This is a genomic window from Aeromonas sp. R10-1 (assembly GCF_040908465.1).
Taxonomy (GTDB): domain Bacteria; phylum Pseudomonadota; class Gammaproteobacteria; order Enterobacterales; family Aeromonadaceae; genus Aeromonas; species Aeromonas caviae.
The window spans coordinates 174,200-198,791 of sequence record NZ_JBFODT010000039.1; the positions used below are offsets into that span (position 1 = coordinate 174,200).

26 protein-coding genes are annotated in these 24,592 nt (G+C 57.6%); 12 read left to right on the forward strand and 14 right to left on the reverse strand.

The window, feature by feature from the left end; translation table 11 throughout:
• Positions 1-19: 19 nt before the first annotated feature.
• Positions 20-1,165 carry an acetylornithine deacetylase gene (argE, locus tag AB5Y93_RS20370; protein ID WP_052815516.1) on the reverse strand — a complete coding sequence of 382 codons (1,146 nt, stop codon included), beginning with the start codon at positions 1,163-1,165 and terminating at the stop codon, positions 20-22.
• Between the two features lie 261 nt (positions 1,166-1,426).
• Between argE and argC the strand changes: the two genes are divergently transcribed.
• The 5 genes from argC to argH all read left to right on the forward strand — a co-directional run bounded on the left by argC (position 1,427) and on the right by argH (position 7,060).
• A complete protein-coding gene (gene argC / locus AB5Y93_RS20375) occupies positions 1,427-2,434 on the forward strand; it encodes an N-acetyl-gamma-glutamyl-phosphate reductase (RefSeq protein ID WP_201890329.1) in 1,008 nt (335 codons plus the stop codon).
• A gap of 23 nt (positions 2,435-2,457) precedes the next feature.
• Positions 2,458-3,237, forward strand: coding sequence for an acetylglutamate kinase (gene argB, locus AB5Y93_RS20380; RefSeq protein ID WP_045522048.1), 780 nt, complete (start codon positions 2,458-2,460; stop codon positions 3,235-3,237).
• Positions 3,238-3,262: 25 nt separating this feature from the next.
• Complete coding sequence (locus AB5Y93_RS20385; RefSeq protein WP_368230320.1) at positions 3,263-4,180, forward strand: ornithine carbamoyltransferase; 918 nt, start codon at positions 3,263-3,265, stop codon at positions 4,178-4,180.
• 56 nt (positions 4,181-4,236) lie between these two features.
• Entirely contained in the window at positions 4,237-5,472 is a 1,236-nt protein-coding gene (locus AB5Y93_RS20390; protein WP_010675687.1) for an argininosuccinate synthase, read from the forward strand.
• Positions 5,473-5,674: 202 nt separating this feature from the next.
• Entirely contained in the window at positions 5,675-7,060 is a 1,386-nt protein-coding gene (argH, locus tag AB5Y93_RS20395) for an argininosuccinate lyase (protein ID WP_368230321.1), read from the forward strand.
• Positions 7,061-7,167: 107 nt separating this feature from the next.
• On the opposite strand, the gene AB5Y93_RS20400 is transcribed toward argH, so the two are convergent.
• Entirely contained in the window at positions 7,168-8,061 is an 894-nt protein-coding gene (locus AB5Y93_RS20400) for a LysR substrate-binding domain-containing protein (RefSeq protein ID WP_368230323.1), read from the reverse strand.
• Positions 8,062-8,157: 96 nt separating this feature from the next.
• Here AB5Y93_RS20400 and AB5Y93_RS20405 point away from each other — a divergent pair, with 96 nt between their 5' ends.
• The 4 genes from AB5Y93_RS20405 (at position 8,158) to AB5Y93_RS20420 (ending at position 10,261) form a co-directional block, all read left to right on the forward strand.
• On the forward strand, positions 8,158-8,484 hold the full coding sequence (locus tag AB5Y93_RS20405) for a carboxymuconolactone decarboxylase family protein (RefSeq protein WP_010675684.1): 327 nt from the start codon (positions 8,158-8,160) through the stop codon (positions 8,482-8,484).
• Positions 8,475-8,867 (forward strand): tautomerase family protein, encoded by a 393-nt coding sequence (locus AB5Y93_RS20410; protein ID WP_043154858.1) that lies wholly within the window; start codon positions 8,475-8,477, stop codon positions 8,865-8,867. Before AB5Y93_RS20405 ends, AB5Y93_RS20410 begins: the two co-directional genes overlap by 10 nt.
• Positions 8,864-9,388 (forward strand): DUF4865 family protein, encoded by a 525-nt coding sequence (locus AB5Y93_RS20415; protein ID WP_319873561.1) that lies wholly within the window; start codon positions 8,864-8,866, stop codon positions 9,386-9,388. Before AB5Y93_RS20410 ends, AB5Y93_RS20415 begins: the two co-directional genes overlap by 4 nt.
• Positions 9,389-9,625: 237 nt before the next feature.
• On the forward strand, positions 9,626-10,261 hold the full coding sequence (locus tag AB5Y93_RS20420; protein ID WP_368230325.1) for an FMN-binding negative transcriptional regulator: 636 nt from the start codon (positions 9,626-9,628) through the stop codon (positions 10,259-10,261).
• 72 nt (positions 10,262-10,333) lie between these two features.
• Here AB5Y93_RS20420 and AB5Y93_RS20425 read toward each other — a convergent pair whose 3' ends face one another.
• The 4 genes from AB5Y93_RS20425 to AB5Y93_RS20440 all read right to left on the reverse strand — a co-directional run bounded on the left by AB5Y93_RS20425 (position 10,334) and on the right by AB5Y93_RS20440 (position 12,556).
• On the reverse strand, positions 10,334-10,795 hold the full coding sequence (locus AB5Y93_RS20425; RefSeq protein WP_368230327.1) for a hypothetical protein: 462 nt from the start codon (positions 10,793-10,795) through the stop codon (positions 10,334-10,336).
• Between the two features lie 199 nt (positions 10,796-10,994).
• Entirely contained in the window at positions 10,995-11,207 is a 213-nt protein-coding gene (locus AB5Y93_RS20430; protein WP_043154852.1) for a hypothetical protein, read from the reverse strand.
• A 196-nt stretch (positions 11,208-11,403) separates the two neighbouring features.
• A complete protein-coding gene (locus tag AB5Y93_RS20435) occupies positions 11,404-11,862 on the reverse strand; it encodes a hypothetical protein (protein WP_151027957.1) in 459 nt (152 codons plus the stop codon).
• Position 11,863: 1 nt separating this feature from the next.
• Positions 11,864-12,556, reverse strand: a complete 693-nt coding sequence (locus AB5Y93_RS20440; RefSeq protein WP_368230329.1) for a transcriptional regulator — start codon at positions 12,554-12,556, stop codon at positions 11,864-11,866.
• 377 nt (positions 12,557-12,933) lie between these two features.
• Here AB5Y93_RS20440 and AB5Y93_RS20445 point away from each other — a divergent pair, with 377 nt between their 5' ends.
• From AB5Y93_RS20445 to AB5Y93_RS20455, 3 genes are read left to right on the forward strand one after another with little or no spacing between them, the layout of a single operon-like run.
• A complete protein-coding gene (locus tag AB5Y93_RS20445; protein ID WP_368230331.1) occupies positions 12,934-14,580 on the forward strand; it encodes a response regulator in 1,647 nt (548 codons plus the stop codon).
• A gap of 3 nt (positions 14,581-14,583) precedes the next feature.
• Positions 14,584-16,035, forward strand: coding sequence for an EAL domain-containing protein (locus AB5Y93_RS20450; RefSeq protein ID WP_368230333.1), 1,452 nt, complete (start codon positions 14,584-14,586; stop codon positions 16,033-16,035).
• Positions 16,032-17,543, forward strand: a complete 1,512-nt coding sequence (locus tag AB5Y93_RS20455) for a GGDEF domain-containing protein (protein WP_368230335.1) — start codon at positions 16,032-16,034, stop codon at positions 17,541-17,543. Before AB5Y93_RS20450 ends, AB5Y93_RS20455 begins: the two co-directional genes overlap by 4 nt.
• A 74-nt stretch (positions 17,544-17,617) precedes the next feature.
• Here AB5Y93_RS20455 and AB5Y93_RS20460 read toward each other — a convergent pair whose 3' ends face one another.
• The 8 genes from AB5Y93_RS20460 to AB5Y93_RS20495 form a co-directional block, all read right to left on the reverse strand.
• A complete protein-coding gene (locus AB5Y93_RS20460) occupies positions 17,618-17,959 on the reverse strand; it encodes a DUF1294 domain-containing protein (protein ID WP_045522034.1) in 342 nt (113 codons plus the stop codon).
• On the reverse strand, positions 17,956-18,546 hold the full coding sequence (locus tag AB5Y93_RS20465) for a sugar O-acetyltransferase (RefSeq protein ID WP_368230337.1): 591 nt from the start codon (positions 18,544-18,546) through the stop codon (positions 17,956-17,958). Before AB5Y93_RS20465 ends, AB5Y93_RS20460 begins: the two co-directional genes overlap by 4 nt.
• Before the next feature lie 94 nt (positions 18,547-18,640).
• On the reverse strand, positions 18,641-19,894 hold the full coding sequence (locus tag AB5Y93_RS20470) for an MgtC/SapB family protein (RefSeq protein ID WP_128313080.1): 1,254 nt from the start codon (positions 19,892-19,894) through the stop codon (positions 18,641-18,643).
• Positions 19,895-20,114: 220 nt separating this feature from the next.
• Positions 20,115-20,951, reverse strand: a complete 837-nt coding sequence (locus tag AB5Y93_RS20475) for a transporter substrate-binding domain-containing protein (RefSeq protein ID WP_039040560.1) — start codon at positions 20,949-20,951, stop codon at positions 20,115-20,117.
• Positions 20,948-21,709 (reverse strand): amino acid ABC transporter ATP-binding protein, encoded by a 762-nt coding sequence (locus tag AB5Y93_RS20480; RefSeq protein ID WP_368230339.1) that lies wholly within the window; start codon positions 21,707-21,709, stop codon positions 20,948-20,950. The genes AB5Y93_RS20475 and AB5Y93_RS20480 overlap by 4 nt, the downstream gene beginning before the upstream one ends.
• A complete protein-coding gene (locus tag AB5Y93_RS20485) occupies positions 21,706-22,338 on the reverse strand; it encodes an amino acid ABC transporter permease (protein WP_368230398.1) in 633 nt (210 codons plus the stop codon). The genes AB5Y93_RS20480 and AB5Y93_RS20485 overlap by 4 nt, the downstream gene beginning before the upstream one ends.
• A gap of 222 nt (positions 22,339-22,560) precedes the next feature.
• Complete coding sequence (locus tag AB5Y93_RS20490; protein ID WP_194760338.1) at positions 22,561-23,226, reverse strand: amino acid ABC transporter permease; 666 nt, start codon at positions 23,224-23,226, stop codon at positions 22,561-22,563.
• A complete protein-coding gene (locus AB5Y93_RS20495; RefSeq protein ID WP_368230341.1) occupies positions 23,223-24,434 on the reverse strand; it encodes a threonine synthase in 1,212 nt (403 codons plus the stop codon). The genes AB5Y93_RS20490 and AB5Y93_RS20495 overlap by 4 nt, the downstream gene beginning before the upstream one ends.
• Positions 24,435-24,592 lie beyond the last annotated feature (158 nt).

The following is a 24,592-nucleotide window of genomic DNA, read 5'->3' on the forward strand; positions in this document are numbered from 1 at the left end:
TACTTACATCCCTATTTGGCTAGACGCAGAAGCGCCGGATCAGGTGCTGCAGCACCGCCGTGGTCGGTTTGACGAACGACAGATCCAGGTATTCATCGGGCTGGTGGGCCTGGGTGATATGGCCTGGGCCCATCACTATGGTCTCGCAACCCAGCTGCTGGATAAAGGGGGCTTCGGTGCAATAGTTCACGGACTCGGCGGCCCGGCCGCTCGCCTTTTCCGCCTCCCGCACCAGCTCGGAATCATCCTGGCAGGCATAGGCCGGAATGGGTTCGTGCAGGTGCTGCAGGTGCAGGCAGCCGGGCTGGTGGATCTCGATGGGGGAAAGCGCCTCCTTCAGCATGCCCATCAGCTCGTCGGGACCCACCTGCGGGGTGGGACGCATGTCGATGTGCAGCTCGCAGCAGCCGCAGATGCGGTTCGGGCTGTCGCCCCCCTGGATGTAGCCGAGGTTCAGGGTGGGCTGGGGCACGGCGAAGCGGTGATCCGCGTACTTCTCCTTCAGATCCCGCTGCAGCTTGAGCACCTGACCCATGGCCTTGTGCATGATCTCCATGGCATTGACGCCGTTGGCGGGATCCGAACTGTGGCCGCTTCGGCCTGTGATGCGAATGGCTTCCGACATGTGGCCCTTGTGGGCCACCACGGGCACCAGCCCGGTGGGTTCGCCGATCACCGCGTAGTCGGGTTTGAGTTCGGCTGCGGCGGCGATAGCGCGGGCCCCGGCCATGGTGGTCTCTTCATCGGCGGTGGCCAGGATGCGCAGCGGCTTGCTCAGGGTCTTGAGGTCGACCTCCTTGAGCGCTTCCACGATAAAGGCGAAGAAGCCCTTCATGTCGATGGTGCCGAGCCCGTACAGGCGGTTGCCCTCTTCGGTCACCTTGAAGGGATCCTTTGTCCAGGCTCCTTCATCAAAGGGAACCGTATCCGTGTGACCCGCCAGCAGCAGCCCCCCCTCTCCCTGACCATAGGTCGCCACCAGGTTGAACTTGCCCGGCAGATCCGGCAGGGCCGTGACCTCGCACTGGAATCCAAGCTGGCCGAACCAGTCGGCCAGCAGCCGGATCACCGCCTCGTTGCTCTGATCCCAGCGAGTATCCGTGCTGCTGATAGAGGGAATCGCAATAATATTCTTATAAAGTGAAAAAAAATCCAGTTTGGCCATCAGCTCCTCCTTGCGTCCCCGGAGTGTTTCTGTTAGAAAATACAAATGCAAAGTGAGTGCATGAATATTCTGTTCGAGTGCTCATCGACAAGGCCTCTAGTTGTAAGGGAAAGTTAATGTTCTGTCACCTGATCTGTAACCGACGACGCATATCCGCCTGAATTGCCCCTCCGCACTCGTTGCATCAAAGGGGCGATAGCTGACCCCTTGCACCGCAGCACCATGCTGTGAATTTCGAACCCAGACTTGGAATACTCAAACATGCTTAAGACCGTTATCGTCGGTGCCAGTGGCTACGCGGGGGCCGAACTGGCCGCTCTGGTCCAGAACCATCCACAACTCGAGCTGTTCGGCCTCTATGTTTCCGCCGGCAGCCAGGACGCCCACAAGCGCTTCTCTTCCCTGCATCCCCAATGGGTGGGCAAGCTGGATCAGCCGCTGCTTCCCCTGGACGAAGACGGCATGACCCGGATCCTGACCCAGGCCGATCTGGTGGTGCTGGCCACTGCTCACGAGGTGAGTGCGGAACTCGCGCCCAAGTTCCTGGCCAAGGGGTTGCCGGTGTTCGATCTCTCCGGTGCCTTCCGGGTCAACGATCAGCAGTTCTACGCCTCCTTCTACGGCTTCACTCACGAGAATGAGCAGTGGCTGGAGCAGGCCGCCTACGGTCTGGCCGAGTGGAATGCCGATGCCGTCAAGGCCGCCCAGCTGATTGCCGTGCCGGGATGCTACCCGACCGCCTCCCTGTGCGCCCTCAAGCCGCTGCAACAGGCCGGGCTGATTGCTCAGGGATGGCAGCCCATCATCAATGCGGTTTCCGGCGTCTCCGGGGCCGGTCGCAAGGCCGCCATCAACACCAGTTTCTGCGAAGTGAGCCTCAATCCCTACGGCACCTTCAATCACAGGCACCAGCCGGAGATCAGCCACCACCTTGGCAAGGAGGTGCTGTTCCAGCCCCACCTCGGCAACTATGTGCGGGGCATCCTGGCCACCATCTATGTGCAACTGGCGGAAGGGGTGACGCACACCCAGGTGGATCAGGCCTACCTCAAGGCCTACGAAGGCAAGCCGCTGGTACGCCTCACCGGCCAGATGCCCTCCATCCGCGGCGTGGCGAGCACGCCCTACTGCGACATCGCCTGGCAGCAGCAGGGCAACATGCTGGTGGTGGTTTCTGCCATCGACAACCTGCTCAAGGGGGCCGCCTCGCAAGCCATGCAGTGCATAAATATCAAGTTTGGTTTTGAACCGGCCACCGGCCTGATTTAACGCTTTAAGAAAGGATCGAGAAGATGGACAAGCAGACGCTGGTAATCAAGTTGGGTGGTGCCCTGATCGAGAACGACGAGGCCCTGACCGCCCTGTTCGCCACCCTGAAGACCTTCCTGGATGATCAGCACCGTCCTCTGGTGCTGGTGCACGGTGGTGGCTGCCTGGTGGACGACCTGCTCAAGGGGCTGGGCATGACCTCCACCAAGAAGAACGGCCTGCGGGTGACCCCGTTCGAGCAGATCCCCGTGATTGCCGGTGCCCTGGCCGGGACCGCCAACAAGATGATGATGGCCAAGGCTATCTCCACCAGCATTCCTGCTGTGGGTCTGTGCCTCGCCGACGGGGGTCTGTGCCAGGTGACCCAGCTCGATCCGGATCTCGGTGCGGTCGGTGACTGCAAACCGGGCAACCCGGCGCTGGTGGCCGGCATCCTGGGGCAGGGCTTCCTGCCGGTGGTGAGCTCCATCGGCATTACCGCCGACGGACAGATGATGAACGTCAATGCGGATCAGGCGGCCACCGCCATCGCCGAAGCGCTGGGCGCCGATCTGGTGATGCTGTCGGATGTGAGCGGCATTCTGGATGGCAAGGGCAAGCTGGTGCCGCAACTGGACAAGCAGAGCGCGCTGGACCTGATGGAGAAGGGGGTTATCACGGACGGCATGGCCGTCAAGGTGAAAGCCGCCCTGCACGCCGCCGAAACCCTGGGCAAGCCGGTCTGTGTCGCCAGCTGGCGCTACCCGGATCAGCTGCTCAAGCTGCTGGCTGGCGGCGCGGTCGGCACCCAGGTCACCCTCTGATCTCCACCGGGAAAAGGACAATCCGATGCAACATCTTCTGAAAGACAGTGATTTAAGCAAGACCCAGATCGAGGCGCTGCTGGCGCTAGGCAAGGCGGTCAAGGCCGATCCGAAGAAATACAGCCAGGCCCTGGCGGGCAAGAGCGTGGTCACCCTGTTCGAGAAGCCCTCCCTGCGTACCCGGGTCACCTTCGACATCGGCATCGCCAAACTGGGTGGTCACAGCGTCTATCTGGATCAGCAGAACGGGGCGCTCGGCAAGCGGGAGTCGGTGAAGGATTTCGCCAGCAACCTGTCCCGCTGGTGTGACGCCATCGTCGCCCGGGTGTTCGATCACCAGACCCTGGTCGAGCTGGCCGAGTTCGGCTCGGTGCCTGTGGTCAACAGCCTGTGCAACCTCTACCACCCCTGCCAGGGGATGGCGGATTTCATGACCATCAGCGAGCACTACAGCGATCTGTCCAAGGTGAAGCTGGCCTATCTCGGCGATGGCAACAACGTGAGCCACTCCCTGCTGCTGCTGGGGGCGACCCTCGGTACCGATGTGACCCTGGTCTGCCCGAAAGGCCATGGCCCGGATACCCAGATCTTCCTGCAGGCCCAGGCGCTGGCAGCTCAATCTGGCGCGACCATACATATCAGCGATGATGTCGCGGATATCGAAGGCTTTGACGTGGTTTATACCGATACCTGGGTTTCCATGGGTGACAACACACCAATGGAGCAGGTAAAAGATATCTTCATGCCTTATCAGATCAACCAGGCCCTGCTCGATCGGACCGGCATCCAGCACGTGCTGCACTGCCAGCCGGCCCACCGGGAGCTGGAGATCACCTCGGAGGTCATGGACGGCCCAGCCTCCCTCATCATGGATGAGGCAGAAAACCGGATGCATATCCAGAACGCCGTGCTGCTGACCCTGTTCGGACAGGGCCAGAAGTAATCCGGCAACCGACCCGGAATCACCCCTTTTTATCGAATCATCACGGAGAGAAGTAAATGAGCGGAATCAACAAGATCGTACTGGCTTACTCGGGCGGACTGGATACCTCGGCCATCATTCCCTGGCTGAAGGAGCACTATGACGCTGAAATCATCGCCTTCGTCGCCGACGTGGGCCAGGAGCGTGACGATCTGGAAGGGATTGAGCAGAAGGCCATCGCCTCCGGCGCGGTCAAGTGCATCGTCAAGGATCTGCGGGAAGAGTTCGTCAAAGAGTATGTCTACCCGACCCTGAAGACCGGCGCCGTCTATGAAGGCACCTACCTGCTGGGTACCTCCATGGCCCGTCCGGTGATCGCCAAGGCCATGGTCGAGGCTGCCCTGGCGGAAGGGGCCGATGCCATCTCCCACGGTTGCACCGGCAAGGGCAACGACCAGGTGCGGTTCGAAGGGGCGGTAGCTGCTCTGGCGCCCCAGCTGAAAGTGATCGCCCCGTGGCGGTTGTGGGACATGCGCTCCCGGGAAGATCTGCTGGCCTATCTGGAAGCCCGCAACATCCCCTGCAAGGCGACCCTGAAGAAGATCTACAGCCGCGACGCCAACGCCTGGCACATCTCCACCGAGGGTGGCGAGCTGGAGAGCACCTGGAACGAGCCGTCCGAAGCCGTCTGGCAGTGGACAGTCTCTGCAGAGGATGCCCCGAACGAGCCGGAATACGTCAAGCTGACCGTGGCCAAGGGCGAAGTGGTGGCCGTTGACGATCAGCCGCTCAGCCCGCACCAGATCCTGACCACCCTGAACGAGCGTGCCGGCAAGCACGGTGTGGGCCGGATCGACATCACCGAGAACCGGATGGTGGGCATGAAGTCCCGTGGCTGCTACGAGACCCCGGGTGGTACCGTGATGGTTGCCGCACTGCGCGCCGTGGAAGAGCTGGTACTGGACAGACCGACCCGCGCCTGGCGGGAAAAGCTGGGTGCCGAGTTCTCCCACCTGGTGTATGACGGTCGCTGGTTCACCCCGCTGTGCAAGGCCATTGTCGCCTCCGCCAACGCCATCGCCGAGGAGCTCGACGGTGAAGTGGTGCTGAAGATGTACAAGGGTCAGGTCACCGCGGTGCAGAAGAAGTCGCCGAACAGCCTCTACTCCGAAGACTTCGCCACCTTCGGTGCCGACGAAGTGTACGACCAGAGCCATGCCGAAGGCTTCATCCGTCTCTACACCCTGGCCAGCCGGATCCGCGCCATGAAAGAGCAGCATCAAGCCATCGGTGGCGACCATACCCACGGCTAAGCAAGCGCTATCACCCGTTGATACGAGGGGGCATGGCCCCCTCTTTTACAGGCAGAGAGGCCCTTTGCCACCCTCATCGGGTGTGACAAGAGCGGCTGCGCCCTGGCCGCTTCTGTGAGATAACAGGCTCGCAGAAAAACAGGGCAAGATTTCAAGTTCGACGGCGCAAGGCGCCGCCGACAACGCATTCAAGGAGAGCAGTATGGCACTTTGGGGTGGACGCTTCAGTCAGGGAGCCGATAGCAGGTTCAAGCAGTTCAACGATTCGCTGCGGTTCGATTACCGGCTGGCGGAGCAGGATATTCAGGGTTCCATGGCCTGGGCCCGTGCGCTGGTGAAGGTGGGTGTGTTGACCAGCGATGAGCAGGGCAAGCTGCAACAGGCGATGGAGGTGCTGCTCGCCTCGGTGCAGCAGGATCCCCAGCAGATCCTGAGCTCGGACGCCGAAGACATCCACTCCTGGGTCGAGGGCAAGCTCATCGATACCGTCGGCACCCTGGGCAAGAAGCTGCACACCGGCCGCTCGCGCAACGATCAGGTCGCCACCGACCTCAAACTCTGGTGCAAGGCACAGGGTGAACTGCTGCTCGGCTCCATTACCGCCCTGCAACAGGGGTTGGTGGCCTCTGCCCGTGCCAACCAGGCGGCCGTGCTGCCGGGTTACACCCATTTGCAGCGGGCCCAACCGGTCACTTACGCCCACTGGGCCCTGGCCTATGTGGAGATGCTGGAGCGGGATCACTCCCGTCTGCAGGATGCCCTCAAGCGCCTCGACACCAGCCCGCTTGGCTGCGGCGCCCTGGCGGGTACCGCCTATGCCATCGACCGGGAAGCGCTGGCGATCGACATGGGCTTTAGCGGCGCCACCCGCAACAGCCTGGATTCGGTGTCCGACCGGGATCACGTGGTGGAGCTGATGCACGTGGCGTCGCTCTCCATGACCCACCTGTCGCGCTTTGCCGAAGACCTTATCTTCTACAACACAGGTGAAGCCGGTTTTGTGGAGCTCTCCGATGCGGTGACCTCAGGTTCCTCCCTGATGCCGCAGAAGAAGAACCCGGATGCGCTGGAGCTCATTCGTGGCAAGACCGGCCGGGTGGTCGGCGCCCAGATGGGTATGTTGATGAGCCTCAAGGCGTTGCCGCTGGCCTACAACAAGGACATGCAGGAAGACAAAGAGGGGCTGTTCGATGCCCTCGATACCTGGCACGACTGCCTCGACATGGCGGCGCTGGTGCTGATCGATCTGAAGGTCAATGGCGAGCGTACCAAGGCGGCGGCCCAGGGCGGTTATGCCAACGCCACCGAGCTGGCGGACTATCTGGTGGCCAAGGGCATCCCGTTCCGCGAGGCGCACCATATCGTCGGCGAGACCGTGGTCTATGCGATCCAGGTGAAAAAGCCCCTGGAAGAGCTCTCCCTCCCCGAGTTCCAGCGCTTCAGCCCCGTGGTGGGGGAGGATGTCTACCCGAACCTGGAGCTGGAAGCGACCCTGGCCAAGCGGGTCGCCAAAGGTGGCGTCGCCCGCGAGCAGATAGAGGCAGCCCTCACCGCCGCCGAAGCCTGGCTGAGCAAGCGGGCGGGTTAAGCCAACCGGCTTGCCATGGGAATTAGAAGGCAGAACGGCAACCTCAGGGTTGCCGTTTTTTTTATGGGTACGCCTCGGTGCCGTGGGGCGCGTTGACCAAGCGCTGTTCAGCCCCTGTGTCCGGCGCTGGCATGATGTACGGCGTCCGTGAGCAGTCGTTGCAACTGGCTCCTGGCCTCGTCGGTTTCATGGCTGGCGGCGAGTAGCACCACCCCCAGGGTGCCCGGTGAGGGCAGCACGCCGCCGAGGGTGGCGAGACTGGCCGGCATGCCGATGGCGGAACGCACCGTGATCCCGAGCCCGGCCTGTACGGCGGCCCAGATCCCACCCAGGCTCTGGCTGGTGAAGGCGATCCGCCAGGGGATCCCTGCATCGTCGAGGGCGCGGATGGCCCGTGCCCGCATCAGGCAGGGGGCATCGAAGAGCACCAGGGGCAGGGGCTCCCCGCGCGCGAGCAAAGGGGCGGGGTCCCACTCGGGGTGGGCAATCCAGGCCAGTTGCACCACCTCGATGAGGGAAAGATCCTCCCGCTCTCCCTGTGGCTGCCAGGCGAGAGCCATGTCGAGGGTGCCTTCCCTGATCCCCTGCACCAGGGCCCTGTTGCGATCGATGCGGGTCGTCATGCGCAGGGCCGGGTGCTGGCGACAGAGGGGTCCCAGCACGGCGGGGAGCAAAGATTCACCGAAGTCCTCCTGCACCCCGAGCCGGATCTCCCCTTGCAGCAATTCCCCTTTGAGGGCGAGCACGGCTTCGTCATTGAGCTCCAGCAGCCGCTTGGCGTAGCCCAGCAGGCGCTCACCGCTGGCCGTCGGCACCAGGTGACGTCCCTGCTTCATGACCAGATCGGTGCCGCACTGCTGTTCGAGTTTTTTCAACTGGGCGCTGACCGCCGAGGTGGAGCGGCACAGCCGCTGCGCCGCCAGCGCAAAGCTGCCGCACTCCAGCCCCAGCACGTAGCTGCGTAGGGCATCGAGATCCAGGCTAGGGGGAAGGGGTGACATAACTATCCTTATAATCGGGATGATTGGTCTTGAATATTTCGATTTTTTAAATTGTAGCAGTGAGGGAGAGTGGCTTCATCCACCAAGGAGATTGCCATGACACCCGATGTTCCCGATCGCGCCACCCTGGCGCAGCTTGCCCCCCGACTCGCCCGACTGGCGGAAGAGACGCTATTTGGCGATATCTGGCAGCGCCCCACCCTCTCGGCACGCGAGCGCAGCCTGATCACCCTGGCCATCCTGGCGTCACTGGGCCGGGTGCAACAACTGCCCTGGCATATTGCATTCGCCCGGCAAAACGGCCTGTCCCGGGATGAGCTGGAAGAGCTGTTCACCCATCTTGCCTTCTACGCCGGTTTGCCCGCCGCAGTGACGGCCGTGGGTTATCTGCCCCCCCGCGAGGAGGTGACCCCATGCCGCTGACCCGTATCACCCTGTGCGAGGGGATGAGCGACGGACATCTGCAGCAACTCAGCGCCCTCTACCACCAGACCCTGGTGGAGGTGTTCGAGGTGCCGCCGAAGGATAAATTCCAGATCCTCGAGATCTTGCCTGCCAGTGCGCTCATCTATGACCCCCACTACCAGACCGGCCGCCGGGACCAGGGTTTCATCCTCTTCCAGATCCTGGCGGGCAAGGTGCGTAGCACCGCGACCAGGGAGCGGCTTTATGCACGTCTCGCCGAGCGCCTTGAGGCCGAGCTTGGGATCCATCCCGACAACCTCATGGTGGTGATCCAGCAGACCGATGCCGAGGCGTGGAGTTTCGGCCAGGGCCGGATGTTCAGACAGGAGGTGGCCTCATGATCGCCATGCACTACCGATTCACCCTGCCCGCAGACTACGACATGGCGCTGATCGAGCAGCGGATCGCCAGCAATGGCGCCAGACTGGACGGCTTTCCCGGTCTGTTGTTCAAGGCCTATCTCTACAGCCGTCAGGACGATGGGGCCCTGCCGGGGCAGGAGAACCGCTATGCCCCCTTCTATGTGTGGCACAGCGCCGAGGCGATGCACCGATTCCTGGCAAGCGAGGGATTCGCGGCGCTCACCCGGCATTTCGGCTGGCCCCGCATCGAGACCTGGCATCTGCTGCGGTCGCCGGATCCGGCCTCCCTCGACGGGGCTTGCATGGCCAGGCTGCGGCGCACCAAGGTCGCTTCCCACGACCAGCTGGCCGACCTGCACGGCGAGGCCATGGTGAGCGGCTGGGATCTCACCCGATGGGAATGGCTGGAGGCGGATTTGCTCCCGTCCCTCTCATCGCCCTTGCCTGGCGGGGGCGAGATCTACCGTATTGGCTATCTGGCGAAGGGGGGAGGGGTGTAAAGCGGAATTATCTTTGCCATTGATGTTATTTTCCCATTCACTTGGGCTGTGAAAGTGATATTCGAATCGTGAACATAGGGTGTTTTATCGCGCTTGTGGATGATGATGTGGAATTGCGTTCACCTGCTGCAATGAACTGGCTCAGTGGGGGGCACATTCAGGGTGACGGCCCGTGCCGGGCAGGGCATGATCCCGCTGCAATGCGTATGGACGCGTCAACCGGATCAAGGAGTTCCCATGTACCTGCCACCCCATTTCGCCGTTACCGACCCCGAGGCGCTGCACCAGCTGATGCAGGCGCACCCTCTGGGGGCCCTGATCACCTGTGGTGAAGGGGGGTTGGATGCCAACCACCTGCCGTTCGAGTTCGATGGGGCGCAGGGGGCCCACGGTGTGCTGCGGGCCCATGTGGCCCGCAACAACCCGCTTTGGCAGGAGGTGAAAGACGGCGACGAGGTGCTGGTGATCTTCCGCGCCGCCGAGGGTTATATCTCCCCCAGCTGGTATCCGGGCAAGCAGGTTCATCACAAGCAGGTGCCCACCTGGAACTATGCCGTGGTGCACGCCCATGGCCGTATCCGGGTGAGGGACGATGGCCGCTTCGTGCGTCGCTTGCTCGCGACCCTGACCCGTACCCACGAAGCGGGAGAGTCCATTCCCTGGAAGATGGCGGATGCACCGAGAGACTATCTCGAGACCATGGTGCAGGCCGTGGTGGGCATAGAGATCGAGATTGAGCGGCTGGTCGGCAAGTTCAAGCTGGGTCAGAACAAGGAGGCGGCGGATCGCCTGGGAGCGGCCAATGCCCTGCAGGAGCGCGGGCAGAGCGCGCTGGCCGGCGCCATGCTGAGCCCGCCTCCTTCACAGTCCTAGCGTGGCACCCAGGGAGCCGCCCGACAAAAACGGTAACCGCCAGGTTGCCGTTTTTCATGGTTCCACTCCCGCTCACGCGCTGGCATTGAGCAGCTTGCCTACGCCTTCCCCCGGGCCCTGGGGCAGGGTTTGCTTGAAGGTATAGAGCAGCTGATCGAGGTTGAGGTCGCTGTTGCCCAGGGAGCCCTTGAGGGTGTCGAGCTCGCTCTGTAGCGCATCGAGGCGGGTGCTCTGGGTGCCGTCTGCCAACTGGGTGCGGGCGGCATCGATGGCCTGGGGCAGGGGCTGGCCCGAGGATTCCTGGCCCAGGGTCTGCATTAGCGCCCCCATGAAGTGGTTGATTGCGGGGCGGTTCTGCTTGCTGTCAGCCTCCTGGATGCCAAGGCGCTGGAACAGGCTCTGCACCGTGGGGGCAAGCTGCTCTTCCTGCACGGCAGGCTCGGTCTGGGCGGGCGGCGTGCCGTCGCCCAGCAGCTTGCTGCCGAGCTTGATGTCAAGGGAGGCGAGGGGAAGCAGGGTGCCGATGGCGATCATGATGTCACTCTCCGTACGACTGATGTCATGACGGAGCAGGGAACGGGCCAGCTTGGCGAGCATTTAGCCGAAAAATGGCAGGGGATTGATCCTGCTGTAAATTTCGTTTTGCCAGGCAGAGGGCGAGCGGGTGCGAACGGGGGCGGCGGCAAACCCTTGCAGCCCGGGGGCTGGTTGGTTTGCCACCCGGCTTGCCGGATCAGAGATCCTTGAACGGGCGGCGTTTCTCCTCCTCGATGACGATGGCCTCCAGATTGGCGATGCGCTCCTGCAACTCCTTGATGATCATGTCCTGCTTGCCAAGACGGTCGGTAATGCGGGCATCCCCCATCTGGTAGCGGGCGCGCTTGGTTAGATAGCTGAACGACACGCTGATAAAGACGATCAGAACGATACCTGTCCACATGGTCATGAAAGACTCCTTTTTGTCCCAACTCCTATGTTCCATGGTCATTATCGACACCCTAAGCTGCCTTATCAATGAAATACCCGGGATATGAAAATACCGCCCACCGAGAGCAGTATTTGAGAGTCATCAAGATGGCGAATATGCACCAAAGAGAGAGGCAGTTGCCAACGGTAGATCAGTGATCCTGTTCACAGCCTGGTCAGGCTATATGGAGCCGGTCTGAGAAGCTGAGGTAGCCATTGATTTTGACCTTAAGAAGTTTTCTTTCAGGGAAGGATGAGGTAAATACCATAATCCGCTTCCCATTAAGCATCACTTGCAGATCAGATACGTGAAATTTTTGCAATATACTGGTGCTCGGCATTGACAGGTAACGATGCTTGTCTATCAGAGGTGTTGTATCCTGATAGAATTTAAATATGACGATGTTGTTGAGGAAACTGATCTGAAGTCCTTTCGTCAGACGGCGTTCATGTTTATCCAACGCATAATAAGTCAATATGCCATGCTGGCATGTCCCTTTGTATGCCCGCCCATTTTGTTCATCTACACCTTCCACCTTATAATTACAGCCACATCCATTTGCAATGCCGAGCAGAAGTAATGAAATGGAAATCATAGCCAGAGCGGAAAAGGCTTTAGTTAGCTTGATTCTCAATTTAGGACTCCTCAAATGCATGATGTATGAATGATTCGATGTCGAACTCTATAGACATGTTGGAAAAGTGGAAGTCGGGATCGTCGCTTGTACAAACTATTCTGTCTTGCTCGGGCACACAGACGGTGGGTGACGCCTCATACAAATAAGCCGCCAGCATCGATATGATGAATGCGACTGCCGTCGATAACAGAAAAACACGCATGATGCTTCTGATTGATGGCTTGACTTGCCATCTCATAAAATAAGATAGAGCACCAGTTTTTATGTCTACAGTAGTTACCTGACGTTCATCATGGCGCTCGTCATCATGTACCAGCACGATACTTACTTCATTATTGTCTTCATCATTTATAACCTGAGTTGTGTCTACTTGTGCAGGATGAGCAGAAGCAAGATTCATTACATAGCCTAGTCTCGGGATATTTTTTATTTCAATACCGGCTTTTTTCAATGCACTCCTTATATTGCTGATTGCAACAGTCAGTGCACTTGAGCTGACTGGTTTGCCAGACCAGCCTATTGATATGAGTTGTTCTTTCTCTATAACGTTGCCATTATGGGCGAAGAGTGCAGAAACGATTCTTACTTCTGCAATAGATAGCGTTACATCAAAAAGCAAGTCTCCAGCGTGGTCGACAACCATGACGCTGTTGCCGTTGGCTCTCAATTCAAGTTCAGTGGATGAATTCATGTCATTACACCAAATATAGATACATTGCGTTATCTATAGACGCTCATATTTAACATCATGATCACCGACAATTAACTATCGTCAGTCTAACAATCATCAATATGTATGGTTAAGTATATATAGATTCCACCTTACCTGCAGGAGGTAGGAGTGATAATTAGTAACAAATAGTTACAGGGAAATGCCAAGTTGCTAGTAATTCCTATTTATTCCTATTTGCCTACAGAACAGGTGAGGCCTGATGTTAGCATCGCCTCTAATGACAATCCATGGTGCGAGAAAAATTTATCCATCATGCATATTTTATATTTAAAAAGACTTTATATAACCATTTCATATAAATGAAATAAACATGATTTAATACTCGGAGTGATGACATGGGCGCATACACACTATCTCAGCATAATGTGCTTATTATTGATGATGCACAAGCTGTTATCTCTGTAGTGAGAACTATGCTGAGGTCCATGGGTTTCTCTGATAACTGTATTGATTATGTAAAAGAGGGGAAGTCTGCTCTCAATTGTATAAAAACGAAAAAGTATGATGTCATCATATGTGATTATAATCTGGGTGATGGTCTCAATGGTAGACAACTTCTGGAAGAGATGAGGCATGGTCGATTATTGGGGCCTGATAATGTCTTCATCATGATAACCGGGGAATCATCCAAGACTATTGTCCGCTCAATAATAGAGTTGAAGCCGGACGATTATATTCTGAAGCCATTCAGTCAGCAGCAATTACAAAGCAGATTGAAGTATGCGTTGCTTAAAAGGCGTCAGTATCGCGCCCTTTATGAGCTGGACCATCATAATGATGCCGCGGCTGGTATTGCACTATGTGATGATCTGCTCGGTAATGACAATGTTGATCAACTGCTGGTGAGTCAATTCAAAGGCCAGTTTTTACAATCATTACAGCAATATAATGAGGCAAAAAGTCTATATCTGGACCTCTATAATAAGCACACTGATGCCTGGATCAAAATTGAGCTTTGCAATGTGCTTGTCGAGTTGGGTGATTATGATGAAGTTGAATCCATCATGGCGCACATAAGTAATGAAAATGCCATGTCGGCACTCCCTGAGCTGAGTGTGATGAGTAAGCTTGAAATATATAAAAATAATATTCCAGAGGCTATTTCTCATCTCTCGCTGGCCTCCATTCTTGCCCCTGGAAATCCTGATCGAGAGCTGGTAATAGCAAATCTCTGTCTTTCCGAATATGACTACCCCAATGCTGAACGGAGATATTCTCTCTATCAAGCATGCTGCAAAGGTACTTTCAGAGACAATCTGACACCCTCTTTAAATATTGTCAGAGTCATGCTTTTCTCACTAGAGAAAGAAGGCTATGACTCTGCTCGGCTAGACAGTTTAAGAAAAATAGAATCTTTCATTTCTACACTATATGGCTCTGTTTCCGAACCAGATGAAAAGATAAGTGTAGAACTATTATATGTTCACTCTTGCATCCTGCGTGGTGAGTTGGGAAAAGCTATGTTGCTATTCTCTAAAGTGATGAAAGCCGATGTGAACATCGATTTTTATACTCGCTATCACTTATGCAGAATATGTAGTTTGTTGATGTTTGACTCTCTTTACAAGGAAAGTTTTCAGATTGCTTGCGAGATATCTTTAAATAAAGATGATCTGTTGGTATCTAAAAGTTGCATGATAATGCTGCACTCACTGGATGCAAGACATGCCAGCGAGAAACAGCTTTATCAGAGGAAATACGATGCCTCTCTATTATATCGCATGAATCACCCCCAAAAAGAGCTCATGATATTGATCCAGCTTCATCAGATAAATCCATATTTGCATCAGGTTTCGCTCAGAATCATTGAGCTGCTTGGGATGATATGGCCAAGAATGCTGAACAAGATGGAGGTATTAAGTCTCATAGAATCCTGTGACAACACCATCTCGTCCATAATGCCATTCTCACAGCAACAACATAAGAACTATCAAAACATGCTGATGGTCGCCAAGCAACATACAGCAAACAAAAGAGCATAAGCTATGACACTCTCTATTCAAAATAGAAAAATTATACTGCTTATAACATTGTTGCTGATGTTGATCATGTATGTTTATCCCTCGGATAATCCTCACTCAACAACAGTTCTTACGGAAAGTTATGACAAGGCTATGTTGAGTGAACAGATGCTGTTGATGACAGAGATATTTAATACGTTTAGTAGTAAAGTGAATGGTAACTGTGATCCATTGGTGAAGTCAGAACTGTTATCTACAGTGATGGATCATCCTCTGTTGTATAGCTTGACATTTCTCAAGCTCAATCAACCGTATTGTTCATCATATCATCATGATGACTCACATTCTTTGAGCTCCTCCATCCGTATGTCTGATAATAATGTTGACATGGTGCGGAACTATATCAATATTGATGAAGAATTCACAATTCAAGTTGAGATGAAGTCCCTCGCTCACCAGGCTTTGATGCATCAATATTTGTTGGCATTCATGGTCATGCAGCATGATGGAAATGAAAACCTCCATCATCATATCAATGTCAATCAGCACAATGGCCACACAGATTTAGTTAGTCCATATATTTCCATTCAGCTCGGCGAGGACTCCTCCCATAAGACCTTATCTGTAGGTTCAAGAATAGGGTTTTTAATTTTTGCAATGATGGTCAGCATATGCTTTTTCATGCGTGATGGTCAGCATCATATTACTGATCTCTTCAAGAAACATTTGTTGAAGAAAGCTATTGTTAATCATGAATTGAAGCCGTATATGCAGCCGGTCGTTTCATCAATAGATGGTCGAGTTATCGGTGGGGAGATTCTGCTGCGCTGGCTTCATCCCAAGAAAGGTATTGTTTATCCTGTTGATTTTATAGGCATTGCAGAGCGATCAGACCTCATCGTCACGATTACCCGGCAATTGTTTGTACGAGTGAAAGAGGAACTGCTTGAAATCGCCTCCCATTTACCAGCAGGCTTCAAGATTGGTTTTAATATTAGTCCCGGCCATCTGGGAGATCCGCGTCTAGTTCAGGACTGTGTCGAGTTCATTGGCTCGTTCAAGCCGGGGAGCATAGTCATGGTACTGGAAATAACAGAGCGAGAGGCGCTCGTCTATAGTGATAGGCTATATGAAAATATTCTCGCGTTGCGTCAGGCTGGTATCAAACTGGCGATAGATGATTATGGCACTGGCAATTCAACGTTGCTAAGCATTCTAAATATTCCTTTTGATTACATAAAGATAGATAAGAAATTCATTGATCTCGTTGTCACCGAAAAGAGGAGCTTTAATATATTGAAGAATATAATCTCTTTGGCGGAAAGTATCAATGCAAGGACAATTGCAGAGGGTGTTGAGACTGCCGAGCAAGCTAGCTTTCTTGCTTTTCATGGCGTGCACTTTCAGCAAGGCTGGCTGTGGAGCAAGGCCATGCCAATATCTGACATAATATCTTTGTCGAGGCAGCGTTCATGAATTTCAATTTCAAAGCGAGCTATGTTTTTGTCAGTTTTATTATCGCGACAGTGATATCTTCCTGGTTATCCTTTTTATATATAAAGACAATTTTCACCTCTCATGCCAAGTTCAATGTTGATGTGCTCGATGAGCTTTATTTTGATATTTCGTCACTTGATATCAATGCTATCTTATATGACGGTAAAACTAATGATTTTGATGCATATAAAAGCCAAAACTCCTTGTATAAAGAATTGGCAAGAATCAAAGGGAACTATCAGTATTTTGTCTATGACAATTATACTGGAGTGCTAAAGTCGAAGCAGAGTTTGCATATAAATGAGGCGAAATGGATTGCGCCATACGCTATATTATTGAATAGCAAACATGTCAGCAGTATTTACTTGATTACGAATGACTACAAGCTGATTGGAATGACAGAGCAACAATTATCCATTCCAGACCAGCTCCATCAACTGGATAAAGACTTCAAGGAATCTGAATATTGGAGGCATTTTAGTTCATGCTTTGATTCAGATCCAGGCTCCGTCTGTGATATCAATCCTTATGTGACTAACCAGTATACAGATACGTTTTCAAACGATGATGTCATCACATTGCTGTTTCCCTATCAATTAAGTAAAGAGAGTTTTGGGATAATTGGCTTTGATCTGAGGACAAAGATACTTTTCGAAAGCTTCTATGACAGCGAAGATGTTCTAAAACCAACAAAATTCAGGATAAACGATACGAATGGTAGCTGTGAAAATACCATGCTCTGTTTCGGAAAAGAGCTGTCGCTGTTCGATTCGAGACGTTTCAATCTGTTTTGGGAATATGATAGTTTTGATTTTATTCAGGCAATTGTATCAACCCATAGATTTATCTTTACGTTTCAAATTGTATTCATTCTGATGTTGGTTGTTTACATTTTGATCATGTTTTGGGGGGATAGGGAGTCCAGAGATGGATTGACGGGGGTCTATAGCAGAAAAGCCATTCACAGTACAAATGTTCATAAGAAATATTCATATGTGCTGATGATGGATATAGACAATTTTAAGTCAATCAATGATAACCATGGCCATGATATGGGTGACCAAGTATTGGTGGCATTTGTAAATCATCTTAAAAAGCATAGTAGAAAGGATGACATCATATGTCGATGGGGAGGGGAGGAGTTCGTGTTGCTGTATCGGACCGGTGTTGCAGAAAATGACATGCTGGATATTGTCAGACGATTATGGTCTTCCCCCGTTACTATCCCGAGTGTTGAGTTGAATGTCACCTTTTCCGGTGGTTTGGTCAGAATGGGCGACGATATTTCCAACACGGTCAATGCTGCGGACAAGTTGCTTTATCAGGTCAAGCAAAACGGCAAGAACAATGTCATGCAGGCGATCAACGGGGAGCCTACGTTATTGATGGCCAAGCCCCTTTACGGGTCACCGGTTTGCACTGACATCCACGCGGCGTGCAGTGCAGCCCGCTCTGCGAGATGTCTGCAACCAGAGCGAGCGGCTTAGCCGGCGCCCGATCTGCCGCTATACCAAAGGATGGTTTAGAACCTTAACCTGTGACTCTCCTGCTCTCTGCTTGCTCAGATCCCCTGCCAGATCGGCCAGCCGAGCCAGATCCCGAGCAGCAGCAACTGCCCCCAGACGATGGCCCAGAACCGCAGGCGATAGCTCCCTTTCTGGGTCTTGTGGCGCAGCCACTGGCGGGCTACCAGGGCGCCGGGCCAGCCGCCGCACAGCTCAAGCAGATGCAGACGGGCCTCGGGCACGCGCCAGCCACCACGAATGGCCTGGCGCTTGTCCCAGGCGTAGGCAGCCAGGGTCAGCAGGCTCATCAACAGGATCAGGGCCAGCGGCCACCAGTTCGCATCCCGCACCCCGAGCCAGCCGGCCCAACCCAGGGGCAGCAGGGCCAGCACCATCATGACAGCAGCGCCGGATCCCGGGTCTCGTCCGGGCTTAACGTGCGGATCACCCGGGCCGGATTGCCCACCGCCAGGGAGTCCGCCGGGATGTCCCGGGTGACCACGGCGCCAGCCCCTATGATGGAGCGGGGCCCTATGGTGACGCCTGGGCAGATGATGGCTCCGCCGCCAATCCAGCAGTCATCGCCTATCCACACCGGCTTGTTGTAGGCGGTCCAGTTGCGTCGCTCCAGATAGTCCATGGTGTGGGTGGCGGTGTAGATCTGCACGTTGGGGGCCAGCAGCACATGGTTGCCGATGTGCACCTCGCCCACGTCGAGTATGGTGACGTTGAAGTTGAAGAAGGTCTTCTCGCCGATGTGGATGTTGCGGCCGAATTCGCAGGTGAAGGGGGTGCTGATCCAGCAGGAGTCGGGGCAGTGGGCGAAGAGGTCACGGCAGATCTGCTGGCGCAGGGCGTGCTCTCCCGCCGGTGAGGCATTGAGTCGGCTCAGCAGCGCCTGGCCGCGAATGCGGTCGTTCGCTATCTCCTCGCTCTGGCTGTCCAGGGCGCCCCCCGCCAGTACCTTGTCCCAGTCGCTTGCCATGGTCATCTCCTCCTGCTGCAAGAGGGGGCAGTATACGCGACAAGGGGAGGGGGTGTCAGAGTGCCGGGCCCGTCAGGTGATCCCCGTCATCCTGTCACAGGACAAGGGGCAGGATGAGCAGGATGGAGACGAGGTAGGGGAGCAAGACCCGCCGCCCCAGGCTGCGTCCGCCAATCACCAGTGCCAGCACCCCTTTCACCAGGGAGTTGACCAGCCCGGCGAGCAGTATGCCCCTGGCCGCCACCTCCAGGGCCAGCTCCTTCTGGGCGAGCTGGGAGAGGGAGAGGGTGATGGCGTCCACGTCCGTGATGCCGGAGACCAGCGACAGCAGATAGACCCCGGAGTTGCCCACCTTGCTTTGCAGCAGGGTGGCCATGAAGCCGATGAGGGCGAGCAGCAGACCGAACTTGATGGCGGTGGCGAGATCCAGCGGGTTGCGGGTTTCGGGCTGTACCGGGCCGTCCGGCATCTCTTCCCGCTGGCGCCAGAACCAGAAGGCAAAGCCGTAGACGATGGCTGCCAGCAGCAGCAGGGGGACAGCCAGACGCAGCGCCAGCTCTCCGTGGATGATCAGTACCAGTGCCAGCAGCCTGAGCCACATGGTGGCCCCCGCCAGCAGGATGCCGGTGGCCAGCAGCCGCTCCAGCCCTCCCTGCTCCTTGTTGAGGCGGGCAAATTGCAGGGTGAGGGCGGTGGAGGAGGCGAGCCCCGCCAGCATGCTGGTGAGCACCAGCCCGGAGCGGGTGCCGAGCAGGCGCACCGCGAAGTGACCACAGAACGAGATGCCGGCGATCACCACCACCATGAGCCAGATCTTGAAGGGATTGAAGGCATTGAGGGGACCCATCTCGGTATCGGGGAGCACCGGCAGCAGCACCAGGGAGATGAGCAGAAAGCGCAGGGTGGCGTGAAACTCCATTTCGCTCAAGAACAGCATCCCCTGCTGGATCTTGCCCTTGAGCCCCATCAGGAGGGCCGCCAGCACGGCGCAGGCCACCGCCTCGCTCGGGCTCTGCAGCACCGACATCAGCCCCAGCAGGTAGGTTAGCACCATGGCTACCGAGCTGGTGAGGCCGAACTCCCCCTGCCAGCGCTGGGCCAGCCAGACCGAGAGGCCGCACCCCGTCACCACGGTCAGCAGACCGAGCAGGGCCAGCCAGGCGCCCAGGGTGGGCAGCAGCAGGGCGCAGACCCCGCCGAGCAGACCGATGAGGCCATAGGTGCGCATCCCAGCGATGCGCTGGTTGTCTCCGAGCTGGCGCACCTGCCAGCCCCGCTCCAGCCCGATGATGAGCCCGATGGCCAGGGACACCAGGGCGCCGTAGACGGGCTCGGCCTCTATCCACATGGGTTTCTCCTCCCGCTGCCGTTTCAGTGAGGATGGCACAGGGCATCCCGGGGCTGGGGGAGCTGGCTCACAGAGCGGGTGTCCCGCCTGCCGGGGTCTTGCAAACAAAAAAAAGGCGCCACCTGGAGGGGGCGCCTGGAAAGGTCAAACCTTGCGGTTTGCAGACCAACGGAACCAAAGATCACACACTTCACACTCAGCACTGCTGTGGGGGCAGGGCTCAACCCTGCCACTTGCCTCCTTCCACTATCACGTCGTTGGGATCGGTATCGGCGCTAAGCTTGTCGCGCACATACTGGTCGTAGAGTTTGAGCAGGTACTTCTCTTCCCCCAGCTTGGCTAGACGGTCGTTGACCCAGTCACGCAGCTCGATATTGCCCTTCTTCACCGCCGGCGCGATGGGGTCTTCCGAGCCCAGCTTCTCTGGCAGCACCCGATAGCCCGGGTTCTCCTTGGCCCAGCTGAACAGCACCAGGTTGTCCTGGGCATAGGCATCGCCACGGCCCTGGGCCAGCGCCTGCAGGGATTCGGTGTTCTTCTCGAACTTGAGCACCTTCCAGTCCGGGTGGTTGCGGGTCAGCCAGATGTCGGCCGTGGTGCCGGTGGTGACGATAAGCCGCTTGCCGGCCAGATCGTCGAGCTTCTTGGCGTCGCTGCCTTCCGGCACCAGCACCTGCACCGCGACCTTGAGGTTCGGGTTGGTGAAGTCCACCACCTGCCGCCGCTCCGGGGTCACCGTCATGTTGGCGAGGATGAGATCCACCTTGTCGCTCTGCAGGAAGGGGATGCGACTGGCGGGCTCCACCGCCACGAACTCGACCTTGTTCTCGTCCCCCAGCAGATCCTTGGCGAAGCGGCGGCCGAGATCGGTGTCAAAGCCGACGTAGTTGCCCTTCTCGTCCACATAGCCAAACGGCGGCTTGTCGGTGAAGACGCCGACGATGAGCTTGTCCCGCGCCTTGATCTTGGCGAGGGAACCGTCTTCTGCCTGGGCGGCGCCGCTGGCGAGGCCCAGGCCGATGAGGGCGCTAAACAGGACCGAGGTAATTATCTTCATGCTGACTCCTTTCGTTTGCTGACAGTTGTATAAGAAAACTTGGCTAGGAACTGGCGGGCACGCTGGCTCCTGGGATTGTCGAAAAATTGATGGGGGGCGGCCTGCTCCAGGATGTGGCCGCCGTCCATGAAGACGATGCGATCCGCCACCGCCTGGGCGAAGGCCAGCTCGTGGGTGACGATGAGCAGGGTCATGCCACTGCCGGCGAGATCCCGGATCACCTCCAGCACCTCCTGCACCATCTCGGGGTCCAGCGCAGCGGTCACTTCGTCAAACAGCATCACCTGGGGGTTCATGCACAGGGCCCGCACGATGGCGATGCGCTGCTGCTGGCCGCCGGAGAGCTGGCGTGGATAGTCGTGGCGCCGCTCCCACAGGCCGATGCGAGTCAGCAGCTGTTCCGCCTGCAGCAGGGCCTCCTGCCGCTCCCGCTTCTGCACCTGCACAGGGCCGAGCAGCACGTTCTCCAGCACCGTCAGGTTGGGGAAGAGGTGATAGCTCTGGAACACCATGCCGATGCGCTGGCGCAGCCGCTGCCAGTCGGTGCTGGCATCCAGCAACTCTCCGTCGAAGCGAATGTTGCCCCCCTGAATGGGTTCGAGCCCGTTGAGGGTGCGCAGCAAGGTGCTCTTGCCGCAGCCGCTCGGCCCCAGGATGACGATCACTTCCCCCGGGTTCACCGTGAGGCTGACCTCATCCAGTACCCGGTGTTGGCCGAATTGTTTGCTGACAGCATTGAGCTCAAGCAGAGGTGTCATACCGCGTTACCCCATTGTTGCTCCAGCCGGCGCGAGGCGAGCGAGAGCGGATAGCAGACCAGAAAAAAGAACAGGAACAGCAGACCGTAGATGAGCAGCGAGCCATAGGTGCGCTCGATGATCTGCTGGCCCACCTTGATCACCTCCACCACCCCGATCAGCACCGCCAGGGAGCTGGTCTTGATGATGCGGGTGTAGATGTTGATGGTCGGCGGCGTCAGCCGTTGCAACGCCTGGGGCAGCAGCACGTGGCGATAGAGCTGCCGGCGGGAGAGCCCGAGCGCCAGGCCAGCCTCCTGCTGGCCGCGGGCGAGGGATCCCAGGCCGCCGCGCACCACCTCCCCCACCTCACTGGCGCCCCACAGGGCCAGCACCAGCACGGCGCACCAGAAGGCCGGAATATCGAGGCCGAAAAAGATCGGCAACCCGAAGAAGAAGAGATAGAGCCACACCAGCACGGGCACCACCCGAAACAGCTCCAGATAAACCCGCAGTGCTCCCCGAGTCAGCCTTCCCCCTTGCTGGGCCAGCACGCCGTAACCGACCCCGCCCAGGGTGGCGAGCAGGATGGCGAGCAGGGAGATGGCGAGGGTCTGACCCGCGCCCACCGCCAGCAGCGGCAGCGGCAGCGCCTACGTCAGCTGTTAAGTGACTGGACTGGCCATAGTGATCCCTCCCTTCTTGTGTATGGGTGGCGAGTGACGGCAGCTGCAGGAAGATAAGTGCCCACATCGGGATCCTCGCCTGCATCAGCGATTCAGTGACCGAACTGGCCATAGTGATCCCTCCTTTCCTCTGCATGGGTGGCGAGTGACGGCGGCAGCTGGAAAATAGGTGCCTGCATCAGTTGCTCAATGACCGAACTGACCATGTTGCAGCCTCCTTTCAACGACGCGCAGGGCAAGGGAGAGCGGCAGAAAGATCAGCACGCACATCAAGGTCAGCACCGCCAGCATCTCGTAGGTCTTGTAGTAGAGGGCGATGTAGTTCTTGGTGGTGTAGAGGAGCTCGGGCACCGCCACCGCCGAAGCCACCGTGGTCTCTTTGAGCAGAAAGATGAAGTTGGCAAACAGCGCCGGCAGGCTGGCGAGCCAGGCCTGGGGCAGCTGGACGTGGCGCAGCAGCTGCCAACGGGAGAGGCCGATGGCCCGGCCTGCTTCCAGCTGGCTGGGGGGGATTGCCTGAACGCCTGCCCGCAGCGCCTCGGTGAGGTAACCGCCACCGAGGAAGGTCATGGCGATCACCGCCGTGGCAAAGCCGGAGAGCGAGATGCCGAGCGCCGGCAGCCCGAAGTAGAGAAAGAACAGCTGGATCAAGAGCGGCGTGTTGCGGGCCAGCTCCACATAGGCGCGGATCACCCCGTTCAGCCAGGGCTTGTGCAGGCTTTGCAGCGTCACGTTGAGTATCGCCACGGCGAGCGAGGTGAGGATCACGATGGCGCCGAGCTGCAAGGTGACCCAGACCGATTGGCCGAACGCCGGCAGGGTGGTGAGAACAAAGGACCAGTCGAAGCTCATGCCGGGATCCTCCCGTCGCGGCGCAGCCGCTGGGGCACGACCGTGATGGCGTCAGGGTACTTGATGCCGGCGCCGGTGTTGAGCACCACCACCCGCTCGCCCCCCCGTATCCAGCCCGCTTCCCGCAGCTGGCGGGCGGCGGCGAAGGCGGCCGCCCCTTCCGGGCAGACGAAGCTGCCTTCGCGCGCGGCGAGCTGTCGGATCTCGCGCTGGATGGCGCTATCGTCCACCGCGACGGCGCACCCCTCGGTGCGATAGAGGGCGTCCAGCACCAGAAAGTCCCCCAGCGCCTTGGGCACGTTGATGCCGAATGCCAGGGTCTGGGAGTCGGGCCAGAAGCGCGACTCGTGCTCCCCCTGCTGCCAGGCCTGGACGATGGGGGCGCAGCCGCTCGCCTGCACCGCCACCAGGCGCGGCAGCGGTCCCTGCACCCAGCCCAGCTCCTGCAACTCCCGCAGCGCCTTGTAGATGCCGATGAGGCCGACTCCGCCGCCGGTGGGGTAGAGGATCACATCCGGTAGGGTCCAGCCGAGCTGCTCGGCGATTTCAAACCCCATGGTCTTTTTGCCCTCGATGCGATAGGGCTCCTTGAGGGTGGAGGCATCGAACAGCCCCTGCTCGGCCACCGCCTCGGCCACCTGGCGACCGGCGTCGCTGATGAGGCCGTCCACCAGATAGAGGCGGGCACCGGCCAGGGCGCTCTCCAGTCTTGTGATGGCGGGGGCTGCTTGCGGCTGGACTATGGTGCTGCGCAAGCCAGCGCGGGCGCCGTAGAGTGCCCAGGCCGCGCCGGCGTTGCCGTTGGTGGGCATGGCGAAGTGGGTGACACCGAGTTCACGGGCGCGGGAGACGCCGACTGCGGCGCCACGAGCCTTGAAGGAACCGGTGGGGATGATGCTCTCATCCTTCATCCAGAGATCCGGAATGCCGACCTGCTTGCCGAGGCGCGGCAGCGGCAACAGAGGGGTGAAGCCTTCCCCCAGGGTGACCACCTGGGCGGGGTCGCGCACCGGCAGCAGCTCGTGGTAGCGCCACAGGCTGGCGGGGCGCCCCAGCAGGGCGGCCGGGTGCCAGGCCTGCTTCAGGGCCTCGAGGTCGTAGCTGGCCAGCAAGGGGGCGCCGACCGGGCTCAGCTGCTGGGGCTGATCGGCATCCACTATCTCGCCGGTCTTGCTGCAACGCAGATGTGATAGGTAGCTGTACGGCATGCTTTATCCTGAATGGCTCACGTTGGCTGGTGTCTTATTCCATCCTGTGACCCAAGGGCCGGATAACAAACAAAATAAAGCGGCAAACTTAAGCGAAAAAATTCATATGGCTCCCCCGTGTCGGCGGGCCATTCTCTGCCACCGGTCGGGGGGTTGGG

What these genes read in the sequence shown, in the direction of transcription:
- AB5Y93_RS20480 (WP_368230339.1), bottom strand. Translation starts at nt 21,709, where the DNA reads ATGACACCTCTGCTTGAGCTCAATGCTGTCAGCAAACAATTCGGCCAA.
- AB5Y93_RS20460 (WP_045522034.1), bottom strand. Translation starts at nt 17,959, where the DNA reads ATGATGGTGCTGGCCCTGCTGCCCCTGGGTTGGGCCGGCTGGCTCGGG.
- argC (WP_201890329.1), top strand. Translation starts at nt 1,427, where the DNA reads ATGCTTAAGACCGTTATCGTCGGTGCCAGTGGCTACGCGGGGGCCGAA.
- AB5Y93_RS20450 (WP_368230333.1), top strand. Translation starts at nt 14,584, where the DNA reads ATGACACTCTCTATTCAAAATAGAAAAATTATACTGCTTATAACATTG.
- AB5Y93_RS20455 (WP_368230335.1), top strand. Translation starts at nt 16,032, where the DNA reads ATGAATTTCAATTTCAAAGCGAGCTATGTTTTTGTCAGTTTTATTATC.
- argB (WP_045522048.1), top strand. Translation starts at nt 2,458, where the DNA reads ATGGACAAGCAGACGCTGGTAATCAAGTTGGGTGGTGCCCTGATCGAG.
- AB5Y93_RS20430 (WP_043154852.1), bottom strand. Translation starts at nt 11,207, where the DNA reads ATGACCATGTGGACAGGTATCGTTCTGATCGTCTTTATCAGCGTGTCG.
- AB5Y93_RS20390 (WP_010675687.1), top strand. Translation starts at nt 4,237, where the DNA reads ATGAGCGGAATCAACAAGATCGTACTGGCTTACTCGGGCGGACTGGAT.
- AB5Y93_RS20405 (WP_010675684.1), top strand. Translation starts at nt 8,158, where the DNA reads ATGACACCCGATGTTCCCGATCGCGCCACCCTGGCGCAGCTTGCCCCC.
- AB5Y93_RS20420 (WP_368230325.1), top strand. Translation starts at nt 9,626, where the DNA reads ATGTACCTGCCACCCCATTTCGCCGTTACCGACCCCGAGGCGCTGCAC.
- AB5Y93_RS20490 (WP_194760338.1), bottom strand. Translation starts at nt 23,226, where the DNA reads ATGAGCTTCGACTGGTCCTTTGTTCTCACCACCCTGCCGGCGTTCGGC.
- AB5Y93_RS20415 (WP_319873561.1), top strand. Translation starts at nt 8,864, where the DNA reads ATGATCGCCATGCACTACCGATTCACCCTGCCCGCAGACTACGACATG.
- AB5Y93_RS20475 (WP_039040560.1), bottom strand. Translation starts at nt 20,951, where the DNA reads ATGAAGATAATTACCTCGGTCCTGTTTAGCGCCCTCATCGGCCTGGGC.
- AB5Y93_RS20470 (WP_128313080.1), bottom strand. Translation starts at nt 19,894, where the DNA reads ATGTGGATAGAGGCCGAGCCCGTCTACGGCGCCCTGGTGTCCCTGGCC.
- AB5Y93_RS20385 (WP_368230320.1), top strand. Translation starts at nt 3,263, where the DNA reads ATGCAACATCTTCTGAAAGACAGTGATTTAAGCAAGACCCAGATCGAG.
- AB5Y93_RS20445 (WP_368230331.1), top strand. Translation starts at nt 12,934, where the DNA reads ATGGGCGCATACACACTATCTCAGCATAATGTGCTTATTATTGATGAT.
- AB5Y93_RS20410 (WP_043154858.1), top strand. Translation starts at nt 8,475, where the DNA reads ATGCCGCTGACCCGTATCACCCTGTGCGAGGGGATGAGCGACGGACAT.
- AB5Y93_RS20425 (WP_368230327.1), bottom strand. Translation starts at nt 10,795, where the DNA reads ATGATCGCCATCGGCACCCTGCTTCCCCTCGCCTCCCTTGACATCAAG.
- argH (WP_368230321.1), top strand. Translation starts at nt 5,675, where the DNA reads ATGGCACTTTGGGGTGGACGCTTCAGTCAGGGAGCCGATAGCAGGTTC.
- argE (WP_052815516.1), bottom strand. Translation starts at nt 1,165, where the DNA reads ATGGCCAAACTGGATTTTTTTTCACTTTATAAGAATATTATTGCGATT.
- AB5Y93_RS20465 (WP_368230337.1), bottom strand. Translation starts at nt 18,546, where the DNA reads ATGGCAAGCGACTGGGACAAGGTACTGGCGGGGGGCGCCCTGGACAGC.
- AB5Y93_RS20440 (WP_368230329.1), bottom strand. Translation starts at nt 12,556, where the DNA reads ATGAATTCATCCACTGAACTTGAATTGAGAGCCAACGGCAACAGCGTC.
- AB5Y93_RS20400 (WP_368230323.1), bottom strand. Translation starts at nt 8,061, where the DNA reads ATGTCACCCCTTCCCCCTAGCCTGGATCTCGATGCCCTACGCAGCTAC.
- AB5Y93_RS20495 (WP_368230341.1), bottom strand. Translation starts at nt 24,434, where the DNA reads ATGCCGTACAGCTACCTATCACATCTGCGTTGCAGCAAGACCGGCGAG.